We start from the raw sequence: 10,767 nt of genomic DNA, 5'->3' as shown, positions 1-10,767 counted from the left end.
GTCGGACCGCTCAGCGGTTCGCGACCGCTAGCCGAAGCTAGGCGCGGACCCCGTTCACGGAGGTCCAGCTCACGGTCACCGCAGCGCGGCTTTCACTATGAGACACTGGGTCACCTCCTTTCAGTTGTTGAACACCTTCCGAATATGGGGCGCGTCGGGCCCCTGCGCAAAGGCTCATTCCGCCGCAGCGTGGGCCGAGGCCATGAACGGGCTCATGACGGCGCCGTCCGCCGCCTTTTCAGCCAGGCTCTGCCTGCGGCGCAGCTCGGGGATCGGACGGGTGACCTTGTCCAGGGCCGCCAGGGTGGCGCGGTAGCCGGCCTCGACGGCCTGATCGTAGGCCTCCCAATCGCGGATCTCGATGCCGGAGACGTCCGGCTGCACCAGCACGTCGGTGGCCTCCCGCGCCGCCGCCAGGTCCCGTCCCGTCGACACCGTCGCCGTGCGCATGAGCAGTGAGACGATGGGCGGGCCCAGCCGCCACTGCCCCGAGCGGATCCACCGCCAGACCGACGAGGGCCGGGCCACGTCCTTGGCGGTGATGCTGCGCGCGGTGGTCACGTCGACCCCGACGATGGGGCCGGCGTGGGCCATGCGCATGATGTCGGCCGGGAAGTTCTTCATCACCGCCCCGTCGACCAGCACGTTCTGCCCGTCCGTGGCGGGCGGCATGACGCCGGGCAGGGCGATGGACGCCCGCAGCGCCTGGCGCAGCAGGCCGCGACGGTGGAGCTGGTAGGCCCCGGTGGTCAGGTTGGACGAGAGGCAGAAGAAGGGCAGCCACAGGTCGGCGATCTGCGTCTCGAGGAAGTGCTGCTGCAGGCGCTCGGACACCTTCACGCCGTGGGTCATCGCCAGCAGGGGCAGGGCGATGTCGTCCAGGGGGCTGGAGCGGACGAAGGCCTCCTTCAGGCGCTCGTCCATCTCGGCCTCGTCCCAGCCCATGGCGAGCCCCGCGCCGACGATGGCGCCCATCGACGAGCCGCCGACGAAGTCGATGGGCACGCCGCGTTCCCGCAGCGCCTTGATGGCCCCCACGTGGGCATAGGCGCGGGCGCCGCCGCCCGACAGCACGAGGCCCACCGACTGGCCGGTGATCACCCGGGCCAGGCGGTCGAAATCGCCGTCGTGCCCGCGACGAAGGTGGAAGACGCGCGCCGCGCTGGTGCCGTCCAGCCAGGCCTCCGACCCCTGCGGTCGCTGGGCGTCGGCGGGCTGCACGAGGAGCAGGTCGACCAGCCCCTGGTCCTGCAGCGTCGCGGCGCTGGCCGGCGCGCCCTGCGCCTCGGCCGGCCGGTCGCCCCGGCCGACCCGGAACAGCCGATCCACCTGGCGGGGGACGAAGCCCAGCCAGCCGCCGTCGTCACGTTCGGCCACGTAGAGGACGAAGTCGTGCACACGCTCGACCTCGGAGAACCACTCGGTGGGCGCCGACGCGGCCTCCGCGCCCACCGTGGTCACCTGGTAGCCGAACGCGGCGATCTCGCGCTCCAGGCGCTCGACGATGGGCCGGATCAGCCCTGGCCGTCCCACGGGGATGAAGCCGAAGACGGACGGATCGCCCACCGGACCGCGCCGCGCGGTCTGGCGGCTCCGCAGGATCATCAGGCGCGCGAGCTCGGTCATGACGGCCGAGTCCGCGTCGCAGGCCTCGAAGAAGACCTCCTTGGGCATGGCGTAGATCTCGGAGTCGCGCAGCGCGTAGACGTCCGCCGAGTGCGGGATGCCGGCGATCAGCGACATCTCGCCCGCCGGCTCGCCGGGCCGGATCACGCCCAGGAAGTGCGACGTCTGGCCCTCGTCACGGCGGAACGCGCCCAGCCGTCCTGTCCGCACCACGTAGAGCACGTCCGAGGCGTCGCCCTGGCCGAACAGCTTCGAGCCGCCCGGCAACGAGAACCAGATGGTCTCGGCGCGAGCCCGCGGCTGGCGGAACAGCCGGGCCAGGGCCGAATCGGCCTCGATGTCAGGCAGGCTCGCCACGGACCGGAAGGTAGCGCCGCCGGAAGCCGAGAGCTATGCCTGCGCATCGCGAACCGAGGAGGCCGCATGACCAACGAAATCGCCCACCCGCTGGTGGAATTCCCCGACGTGTCGGCGACCACGGAGCTCGTGCATATCCACGCGACGCTTTCGGGCGCCGTGACCGTGTCCATGAACCGTCCCGCGCGTCGCAACGCCTTCGACGAAGACCTGATCTCGGCGCTGCAGGAGGCGTTCGACACGCTCAAGGGCGCCGAGGGCGTCCGGGTCGTCTTCATCCGGGGCGCCGGGGGGACGTTCTCGGCCGGCGCCGACCTCGACTGGATGCGCAGGGCCATCGACCGCACCGAGTCCGACAACCGCGACGACGCGATGGAGGCCGCCAAGATGTTCAAGGCGCTGCACGAGCTGCCGTGCCTGACCGTGGCGCTGATCGAGGGCGGCGCGTATGGCGGCGGCGCGGGCCTCGCCGCCTGCTGCGACCTCGCCGTGGCCGTTGCGGACGCCTCGTTCAGCTTCTCGGAGACGAAGCTGGGCCTGATCCCCGCCACCATCAGCCCCTATGTGATCCAGGCCATCGGGCCCCGCGCGGCACGCGGCCTCTTCGCCACGGCGCGCGTGTTCGACGCCGCCTACGCCGAGAAGATCGGGCTCATCACCGAGGTGGTCCCGGACGCCGCCGGACTGGCGGCCGCCGCCAGCCGGATCGCGCACGAGATGCGGGCCTGCGCGCCCGGCGCGGTCGAGGCGTCCAAGCGCCTGGTCGACGAGGTGGCGGGCCGCGAGATCGACCGTGACCTGATGTCCCTCACGGCCCACCGCATCGCGACGGCGCGCGTCGGCGAGGAGGGGCAGGCCGGCGTCCGCGCCTTCCTCGCCCGCCAGCGGCCGCCGTGGGCCGAGTGACGCCCTTCCCAACACGTCGAGGCCGCCCTAACCAGGGGCCATGGCCCTGCACATGATCAAGCTGGTGGTGGGCGCCTCCACCATCGAGGACCTGCTGGACTGGCGCGCGCGCAACGCCGTCACCGGCGATCCCTGGATTCTGCGCACCCGGATGACGCCCAAGCGCTGGGCCGAGATGGTGGACGGCGGCTCGGTCTACCGGGTCTTCCGGGGGGTGATCCTGTGCCGCCAGAAGATCCTGGCCGTGAACACGGTGGGCGAGGGCGCCGCCGCCCGCTGCGAGGTCACCCTCGACGAGCATGTCGTGCGCGTCGCCCCCACGCCCCGCCGCGCCTTCCAGGGTTGGCGCTACCTCGAGGCCAGGGACGCGCCGGCCGACCTCGACGAGGCCGCGTTCGGCGAGGTTCCGCCCGAGCTGGCCCGCCAGCTGCGCGAAGTCGGAGCCTGGTAGTCAGTCGCCGACGTTGTCGATCAGGCGCGTCCGTCCCAGCCGCGCCGCCGCCAGCACCCGCACCGGGCCCTCCGCGGGACCGGGGCCCAGGCGCTCTAGGGTGGCCGGATCACGGACCTCGACGTAGTCGATCTGCTGGAACCCGGCGCGGGCCAGGGCGTCCAGGGCGACGCTCTCCACCGCCGCGACGGAATCGCCTCGCCGCAGGTTGGCGAGCAGGGCCTCCAGGACCCTGTGCAGCGCCGGCGCCTGCCGTCGCTCCTCCGGGCTCAGATAGGCGTTGCGCGAGGAGAGCGCGAGGCCGTCCTCCGCCCGTTGCGTCGGCGCGCCCACGATCTCGACCGGGATGTCCAGGTCGGCGACCATCCGGCGGATGACTGCAAGCTGCTGGAAGTCCTTCTCCCCGAACACCGCCACGTCCGGGCCGCACTGGTTCAGCAGCTTGGCCACCACGGTCGCAACTCCCGCGAAGTGGCCAGGCCGCGCCGCGCCCTCCAACGGCTCCGTCACGCCCGCGACCGTGACCGTGGTGGCGGCGCCGGGCGGGTACATCTCGGCCACCGAGGGCGCATAGAGCAGGTCGCAGCCTGCGCCGGCGAGAAGCCCGGCGTCGCGCCCTTCGTCACGCGGATAGGCCTCGAAGTCCTCGCCGGGGCCGAACTGGGTCGGGTTCACGAACACGCTGGCCACGACCCTGTCCGCGCGCGCCCGCGCCAGCCGCACCAGCGACAGATGCCCCTCGTGCAGCGCGCCCATGGTGGGCACGAAGCCGACCGTCAGCCCCTCCCGGCGCCAGGCGCGCACGCGGGCGCGGAGGTCGGCGACGGTGCGGACGGTGGGCAGTGTCATGGCGGCGGGGTTATGGCCAGCAGGGCGGGGCAAGTCCATCCACAGCCTGGGCTGAGCGGTCACGTTGACGCGAAGGGCCTTGGCACGGTCACCTACACGGTGATTGAGTCGGTCCGCGACGGGCCGGGGGGAGCCGAGATCATGGGCCAGGCCAGCGTCATCGTGGTCGGCAACGAAAAGGGCGGGGCGGGCAAGTCCACCATCGCCATCCACATCGCCACCGCGCTCCTGCACGGCAAGGCCAAGGTCGCCGTCCTGGACCTCGATCTGCGCCAGCAGACCATGGGCCACTTCTTCGCCAACCGCGCGGCCTGGCTCGGGGCCAACGGCGCCGAGGCGCCCATGCCGATTGAGCACGCCATCAGCTCGGCGGGCGACGCCCTCGCCAAGGCCCCCGACGCCGAACAACTGGCCCGCTTCGAGGCCGCCTTCGCCGAGGTCGCCTTCGCGGCCGACTTCGTGATCATCGACACGCCCGGCAGCGACACGGCGATCAGCCGCGCCGCCCACGCCCGGGCCGACCTCATCGTCACGCCCATGAACGACAGCTTCGTCGACTTCGACATGCTGGGCGTGGTCGACCCCGTCACCCTCGACCTCAAGCGGCACTCGCTCTACGCCGAGACCGTCTGGTCGTGCCGCAAGCAGCGGGCGACCGTGGAACGCAAGCAGATCGACTGGGTGGTGCTGCGCAACCGCCTCGCGCCCACCGAGGCGCGCAACCGCCGCCGGCTGGACGAGCGGGTCGAGGCGCTCTCGAAGAAGGTGGGCTTCCGGGTCGGTCCGGGCCTGCGCGACCGGGTGATCTACCGCGAGCTCTTCCCGTTCGGGCTCACCGTCGCCGACCTGTCGCCCGCGATCCGGCCGGTCGCCATGAGCCTGCAGCACGTGGCGGCGCGGCAGGAGCTCCGCGCGCTCATGATCGCGCTCGGCTTCCAGGGGCTGGACGAAAGCGAGCGGATCGCGGCCGAATAGGCCGATGCTCTATCTGATCGCCGGCGGCCTGCTGCTGGCCGGCTACGTCTGGCTCTCCCGCCGCAAGGTCCCGCTTCTGAAACGCCGCGAGTGGCGGCTGCTGTCGGCCGCCGGCGCGCTGCTGGCGTTCACGGTGGCGGCCTGGAGCGGCATCCGTGGCGCTTGGGGGACCGCCGTGGTCCTGCTGGTGGTCGGGCTGTGGCTGGCGGCCGCCGCCAGGACGGCGCCCGGGCGGCCTGCGCCGGCGGCGCCGGCGGCGGCGGGCATGACGCTCGCCGAGGCCCGCCGGATCCTGGGCGTGGGGCCCGACGCCACGGTCGAGGAGATCCGCGCCGCTCACGCACGCCTGATCCGCGCGGTGCATCCCGACGCCGGCGGCACCGAAGGTCTCGCGGCCCAGCTCAACGCGGCGCGCGACGCCCTCCTCAAGCGCTGACCTTCCCTTCCCGTGCAACGGGAAGGGGGGACCGCTCGCCGAAGAGCGAGCGGTGGGAAGGGCAAGCCCCCGGTAGATCGATTTCGACCCGCTCGACGCCCGGCGTTTAGCCGGGCTTGGCGCGGTTCTCCGTCCCGCAGCGCGGGAGGGGAAGGCTACCCTCGTCCGGGCGCGATCACGGCGCAGGGCTGGCGCTTGGCCTTGAGGGTGCGGCAGGCGTCCTTGGCCTCCCGCTCGGTTAGGCCCGAGAAGCGGGCGCGGTACTTGCCGGAGTCCTTCTCCGCCACGGCGCGGGCGTCGTCGAACAGGGCGCCGAAGCGGCGTTCCGTCAGGGCCAGCTGCTCACGGGCGTCCGAGCGGCTGTTGAACGAGCCGACCTGGACGGTCCACTGGCCGCCCGCCTGCGCCTTGCCCTTCGCCTTGCCGCTCAACTGCGGCACCGAGCGGGGCTCGACGATCTGGATCGACGACGCGCGCGCCGGGGGCGGCGACGACGCAAGGCGGATCGACAGGGTGTCCGAGGTGTCGCCCTGCTGCATCGAGGGCTGGGTCGCGGCCGCCATCTGCGGCGGCTCGAAGAAGTTCTGCGCCACCCGGATGTCTTCGCCCAGGTTCCGGCGGCGGATCACGTCGAAGCCGGTGACGAGCAGGCTTTCCGCCACACGGTCGCGCGTGATGCGGTTCGGGCCGCCCAGGACCACCACGATGAGGCGCCGGCCGTCCTGCACGCCCGAAATGGCGATGTTGAAGCCCGACGCATTGGTGAAGCCGGTCTTCAGGCCGTCCACGCCGGGCGTGTTCACCAGCATGTGATTGTGGTTGCGGATGTTGCGGCCGCGGAAGTTGAAATTCGTCTGGCCGAAGAAGCGGTAGTACTGCGGGTAGTCGCGCATCACCGCCCGCGACAGGATCGCGATGTCCCGCGCCGTCGAGAGGTTGCGGGTGTTCGGCAGGCCGTTCGCATTGGCGAAATTCGTGTTGCTCATGCCCAGTTCCTGGGCGCGCAAGGTCATCAAGGCGGCAAAGCGGGCCTCGGTGCCGCCCAGCTTCTCGGCCAGAGCCGTGGCGGCGTCGTTGGCCGACAGGGTGCAGAGCGCCTGGATCGCCTCGAGGACCGAGACCGAATCGCCGGCCCGGATGCCCAGCTTCGTCGGCGATTGCGCGGCGGCGTGCGGCGAGAACACGACCCGGTCGTCCAGGCTGATCCGGCCCGCCGAGAGCGCCTCGAACGTGAGGTAAAGGGTCATCACCTTGGTGATCGACGCCGGGTAGCGCGGGGCGTCGGCGCGCTTGGCGTACAGGACCTCTCCCGTCTTCGCGTCCACCACGATGGAGGCATACTTCGACGAGTTCTGCGGGATGAGCTGCAGGTAGGGGACCTGCGCGACGGCGGCGGGAGCCGCTCCGCCCAGGGACGCGGCGAGGGCCAGGCCAATGGCGAGGAACAGGCGGCGGGCGTGCTGGATCATGCGTCGTCCGTCGTTAAGCGTTGAGATGGCCACACGCCACCCGGGAGAGTCGGTAGCATGCTCGCCTCACCCTTTCATGAGAGTAAACAAGGATTGAACGGGCGCAATTGCCGCAGCCCGTCGGCTGACGCGCCATAGCCGCCGCCGGCGTGCGCCGCAACGGGGCCGAAACAGGTCATGTTGCACTGCACAATAATGCGTTGACTTGTGCAGTGCAGCATGAGATAACCAGGATCGTCATCCGGGGTGAGTAGCCCCGCCGAACCGTCCGCCCCCCGACCCCACAGGAGCCTCCCATGGCCGTCGCCGAAGCCGCCAAGACCACTGCCGAGCAGTTCACCGCCGCCACCAACGTCGCCTTCAAGGAAGGCGTCGAGAAGAGCCTCGCTGCGCTGAACGAGCTGAACGCCCACTCCAAGAAGAACCTCGAAGCCGTCGTCGCGTCGGCCACCGCCTCGGCGCGTGGCGCGGAAGCGCTCGGCGCCCAGGCCATGGCCTTCTCGAAGGCCGTCTTCGACACCCAGGTGTCGGCCGCCAAGTCGCTCGCCGGCGCCAAGAGCGTCCAGGAAGTGGTCGAGCTGCAGACCAGCTTCGCGAAGACCGCCCTTGAGACCTACATGGCCGAGTTCGCCAAGATGTCGGACACCGTGTCCGCCTCGGTGAAGGAGTCCATGAAGCCGCTCAACGAGCGCGTCACCGCGACCGTCGAGAAGTTCCAGGCCGTCCGCTAAGGCCTGACGTTTTCAGTACCGCGTAAGCTGGGGCCGGTCCTTCGGGGCCGGCCCTTTTGCTTGGCCGGGTCATTTGCGGGGCTCAGGCCTTTTGCTTTCCGGGGGGCGGCGCTAGACGTCTCCCCATGTCCAAGGTCGCTGAACGCCTGGCCCAGGCCGGCATCGAACTGCCCACCCCCAACGCGCCGGTCGCCAACTACGTGCCGTTCGTGCGCATCGGCGAGCTGGTCCACATCTCGGGCCAGGTGTCGGTCGACGCCGGCGGCGGGATCCGGGGCGTCGTCGGCGAGGACGTCGACCTCGAGACCGCCATCCGGGCCGCCCGGATCTGCGGCATCAACCTGCTGGCGCAGATGAACGCCGCGTGCGCCGGCGACCTCGATCGCGTGGTGCAGGTGGTGAAGCTGGGCGGCTTCGTGCAGGCGGGCCCGGGCTTCTTCGACATTCCCAAGGTCGTGAACGGCTGCTCGGACGTGATGGTCGACGCGTTCGGCGACGCGGGCCGGCACGCCCGGTCGGCCGTGGGCGTCTACCGCCTTCCACTCAACTTCGCCGTCGAGGTCGATGCGGTGGTGCAGGTGCGGTGAACGCGCGGTTCGGCCAGGCCTGGGAGCTGCTGTTTCACCCGCCGATCGCACATCGCGGCCTGTGGAGCCCGGACGGTCCCCCCGAAAACTCCCTCGGCGCGTTCCAGGCCGCCTGCGCGGCCGGGTACGGCATCGAGCTGGACGTCCAGCTCTCGGCCGACGGCGAGGCGGTGGTGTTCCATGACGATCGCCTGAAGCGCATGACCGGCCGCGACGGCCGCATCCGCGACTACACGGCCGCGGACCTGGCGGAAATCCGGCTGGCCGGCACGGACGAGCGCATCCCGACCCTGCTCGAGACGCTGGCCCTCGTCGGCCGCCGCGCGATGGTCCACGTCGAACTCAAGACCCCGTTCGGGGAGGTGGGCCCCCTGGAACAGCGGGTGCACGAGGTGATCGGCGACCACAACGGGCCGCTCTGCGTCATCGGGTTCAACCCCTACAGCCACGCCTGGTTCGCCGAGCGCTATCCGGGCGTGTTGCGCGGCCTCGACAGCTGGTCGTGGGATCGTCCCGCCGACATGGCCGCCGACCAGCGCCGGGCGTATCGCGACCTCGAACAGGTGGACCTGGCCCGGCCGCATTTCCTGGCGCTGGGGCTGGACGTCCTCCCGCACCCCCGCGCCGCACAGCTGAGGGCCCAGGGCATGCCCGTGGTGGCCTGGACCGTGCGCGAGCCTGCGCAGTGGGACGCGGTCAGGGACAGCTGCGACAACCTGATCTTCGAGGGCTTCCACCCGGCCCAGGACGCCGCCGCGTGACGTTGAGGCCGGCGGTGAGCGTGGCGCGCCGCATCGCCGAGATCGGCCGCGAGGGGTGGGACGCCTGCGCCGACAACCCGGCCTACGCCGGCAATCCCTTCATCCGGTTCGACTTCCTCAACGCCCTGGAGGAGGCGGAGTGCGCGGTCGAGCAGACGGGCTGGGGGCCGCAGCACCTGTCGGTCGAGGACGAGCAGGGGAGGGTGGCCGCGGTCATGCCGCTCTACCTCAAGAGCCACAGCCAGGGGGAGTACATCTTCGACCACGCCTGGGCCGACGCCTACGAGCGCGCGGGCGGCCGGTACTATCCCAAGCTGCTTTGCGCGGCGCCCTTCACGCCTGCGACCGGCGCTCGCCTGCTTTGCCGTCCCGACGTCGACGCCGAAGCGGCGCGCGAGATGCTCCTGGCAGGCGGACTTCAGCTCTGCGAGCGCTACGGCGCCTCGGGCCTCAACCTCAACTTCGTGACCGAGGCCGAGTGGACCTGGCTTGGCGCCAAGGGGCTGGGCCGGCGCGAGGGGCAACAGTACCACTGGCAGAACGCGGGCTACCGCGACTTCGAGGACTTCCTCGGGGCCCTCTCGTCCGGCCGGCGCAAGACGATCCGCCGGGAGCGGCGCGAGGCGCAGGCGGCGGTCGAGATCCACCGGCTGACGGGGTCGGATCTCACCGAGGCGCACTGGGACGCGTTCTTCCGCTTCTACATGGACACCGGTTCGCGCAAGTGGGGGCGGCCCTATCTGACGCGGCTCTTCTTCTCCCTGCTGGGCGAGCGGATGGCCGACCGGGTCCTGCTGGTCATGGCCCGGCGCGGCGACCGATGGGTGGCCGGCGCACTGAACCTGATCGGCGAGGACGGGCTCTACGGGCGCCACTGGGGCTGCGTGGAGGACATCCCGTTCCTGCACTTCGAGCTCTGCTACTACCAGGCCATCGAGTGGGCGATCACGCATGGGCTGCCGCGGGTCGAGGCGGGCGCGCAGGGGCAGCACAAGATCGCCCGCGGGTACCTGCCGAAGCCGGTGTTCTCGGCCCACTGGATCGCCGATCCGGCCCTTCGGGGCCCCGTGGAGCGCTTCCTGGCTCAGGAGCGCGCGGCGGTGGACCAGGAGATGGAGTGGCTGGAAGAGGCCTTCTCCCCCTTCCGCGAGGGTTGATCGGGGTCAAGGACGAGCGCGAGACCCCGCCCCAGCCTCGACCGAAACAGGCGGGGAGGCGGGACATGGCTTTGCGGACAGGGATCCTGGGGCTGGCGGCGGCGATGATGCTGGGCCTCGCGGCCTGCGCCCCCATCCCGACGGTGCTCGACACGCCGAAGAACGGTGACACGGTGGCGATATCCGTGGACCAGCCCATGCAGGTCCGCTGGGCCAACCAGAGCCCTGCGCACGGAGCCTGGGTGCTTCAGGCCCCGCCGGTCGACACGGCGCTGAAGACCGTCGGCCGCAAGACCGAACAGCCGCCGGGCGGCGCGATGGCGGTGGATGTCTTCGACTTCGTGGGCGCGCAGCCCGGCTCGCAGCAGCTCACCTTCGTCTACCGTCGCAAGGACGGGGTCCCGCCCACGCCCGAGGAGCAGATCACGATCACCGTCGGCGTGAGCTAGGTCCTTTCCGCGG

Annotated in this window: 12 protein-coding genes; 9 read left to right on the top strand and 3 right to left on the bottom strand. The window is 71.2% G+C overall.

Annotated features, from left to right (window positions below; genetic code table 11):
* Positions 1-174 precede the first annotated feature (174 nt).
* A complete protein-coding gene (locus JNK30_RS15680) occupies positions 175-1,983 on the bottom strand; it encodes a patatin-like phospholipase family protein (RefSeq protein WP_293483564.1) in 1,809 nt (602 codons plus the stop codon).
* Positions 1,984-2,049: 66 nt separating this feature from the next.
* Here JNK30_RS15680 and JNK30_RS15675 point away from each other — a divergent pair, with 66 nt between their 5' ends.
* The gene (locus tag JNK30_RS15675; RefSeq protein ID WP_293483562.1) at positions 2,050-2,889 is read left to right on the top strand and encodes an enoyl-CoA hydratase-related protein; all 840 of its coding nucleotides are present in this window, start codon (positions 2,050-2,052) and stop codon (positions 2,887-2,889) included.
* Positions 2,890-2,929: 40 nt separating this feature from the next.
* Entirely contained in the window at positions 2,930-3,340 is a 411-nt protein-coding gene (locus tag JNK30_RS15670) for a DUF1489 domain-containing protein (RefSeq protein WP_293483560.1), read from the top strand.
* Here JNK30_RS15670 and panC read toward each other — a convergent pair whose 3' ends face one another.
* Positions 3,341-4,189 carry a pantoate--beta-alanine ligase gene (panC, locus tag JNK30_RS15665; protein WP_293483558.1) on the bottom strand — a complete coding sequence of 283 codons (849 nt, stop codon included), beginning with the start codon at positions 4,187-4,189 and terminating at the stop codon, positions 3,341-3,343. It lies immediately after the preceding gene.
* Positions 4,190-4,330: 141 nt separating this feature from the next.
* Between panC and JNK30_RS15660 the strand changes: the two genes are divergently transcribed.
* Together JNK30_RS15660 and JNK30_RS15655 are read left to right on the top strand one after the other, a co-directional pair.
* Positions 4,331-5,164, top strand: coding sequence for a division plane positioning ATPase MipZ (locus JNK30_RS15660; RefSeq protein ID WP_293483556.1), 834 nt, complete (start codon positions 4,331-4,333; stop codon positions 5,162-5,164).
* A gap of 4 nt (positions 5,165-5,168) precedes the next feature.
* Complete coding sequence (locus tag JNK30_RS15655; RefSeq protein WP_293483554.1) at positions 5,169-5,600, top strand: molecular chaperone DnaJ; 432 nt, start codon at positions 5,169-5,171, stop codon at positions 5,598-5,600.
* Positions 5,601-5,755: 155 nt separating this feature from the next.
* Here the strand turns inward: JNK30_RS15655 and JNK30_RS15650 are convergent, their stop codons facing one another.
* Positions 5,756-7,069, bottom strand: a complete 1,314-nt coding sequence (locus JNK30_RS15650; RefSeq protein WP_293483552.1) for a D-alanyl-D-alanine carboxypeptidase — start codon at positions 7,067-7,069, stop codon at positions 5,756-5,758.
* Between the two features lie 296 nt (positions 7,070-7,365).
* Between JNK30_RS15650 and JNK30_RS15645 the strand changes: the two genes are divergently transcribed.
* The 5 genes from JNK30_RS15645 to JNK30_RS15625 all read left to right on the top strand — a co-directional run bounded on the left by JNK30_RS15645 (position 7,366) and on the right by JNK30_RS15625 (position 10,754).
* On the top strand, positions 7,366-7,800 hold the full coding sequence (locus tag JNK30_RS15645) for a phasin family protein (protein WP_293483550.1): 435 nt from the start codon (positions 7,366-7,368) through the stop codon (positions 7,798-7,800).
* Positions 7,801-7,925: 125 nt separating this feature from the next.
* On the top strand, positions 7,926-8,387 hold the full coding sequence (locus tag JNK30_RS15640) for a RidA family protein (RefSeq protein ID WP_293483548.1): 462 nt from the start codon (positions 7,926-7,928) through the stop codon (positions 8,385-8,387).
* Entirely contained in the window at positions 8,384-9,148 is a 765-nt protein-coding gene (locus tag JNK30_RS15635; RefSeq protein WP_293483547.1) for a glycerophosphodiester phosphodiesterase, read from the top strand. The genes JNK30_RS15640 and JNK30_RS15635 overlap by 4 nt, the downstream gene beginning before the upstream one ends.
* Positions 9,145-10,305, top strand: coding sequence for a GNAT family N-acetyltransferase (locus tag JNK30_RS15630; RefSeq protein ID WP_293483545.1), 1,161 nt, complete (start codon positions 9,145-9,147; stop codon positions 10,303-10,305). Before JNK30_RS15635 ends, JNK30_RS15630 begins: the two co-directional genes overlap by 4 nt.
* A gap of 65 nt (positions 10,306-10,370) precedes the next feature.
* Positions 10,371-10,754 (top strand): protease inhibitor I42 family protein, encoded by a 384-nt coding sequence (locus JNK30_RS15625; protein WP_293483543.1) that lies wholly within the window; start codon positions 10,371-10,373, stop codon positions 10,752-10,754.
* Positions 10,755-10,767 lie beyond the last annotated feature (13 nt).

Origin of the sequence: Phenylobacterium sp., assembly GCF_016793225.1 — a bacterium.
In the GTDB taxonomy this organism is placed as follows: Bacteria; Pseudomonadota; Alphaproteobacteria; order Caulobacterales; family Caulobacteraceae; genus Phenylobacterium.
Note: the sequence above shows the minus strand (reverse complement) of the source record. Positions and strands in the feature narration are given on the sequence as shown.

Excerpts from the sequence above, each read along its gene's own strand:
- JNK30_RS15660 (WP_293483556.1), top strand. The coding sequence starts at position 4,331 with ATGGGCCAGGCCAGCGTCATCGTGGTCGGCAACGAAAAGGGCGGGGCG.
- JNK30_RS15625 (WP_293483543.1), top strand. The coding sequence starts at position 10,371 with ATGGCTTTGCGGACAGGGATCCTGGGGCTGGCGGCGGCGATGATGCTG.
- JNK30_RS15640 (WP_293483548.1), top strand. The coding sequence starts at position 7,926 with ATGTCCAAGGTCGCTGAACGCCTGGCCCAGGCCGGCATCGAACTGCCC.
- JNK30_RS15655 (WP_293483554.1), top strand. The coding sequence starts at position 5,169 with ATGCTCTATCTGATCGCCGGCGGCCTGCTGCTGGCCGGCTACGTCTGG.
- panC (WP_293483558.1), bottom strand. The coding sequence starts at position 4,189 with ATGACACTGCCCACCGTCCGCACCGTCGCCGACCTCCGCGCCCGCGTG.
- JNK30_RS15670 (WP_293483560.1), top strand. The coding sequence starts at position 2,930 with ATGGCCCTGCACATGATCAAGCTGGTGGTGGGCGCCTCCACCATCGAG.
- JNK30_RS15645 (WP_293483550.1), top strand. The coding sequence starts at position 7,366 with ATGGCCGTCGCCGAAGCCGCCAAGACCACTGCCGAGCAGTTCACCGCC.
- JNK30_RS15675 (WP_293483562.1), top strand. The coding sequence starts at position 2,050 with ATGACCAACGAAATCGCCCACCCGCTGGTGGAATTCCCCGACGTGTCG.
- JNK30_RS15650 (WP_293483552.1), bottom strand. The coding sequence starts at position 7,069 with ATGATCCAGCACGCCCGCCGCCTGTTCCTCGCCATTGGCCTGGCCCTC.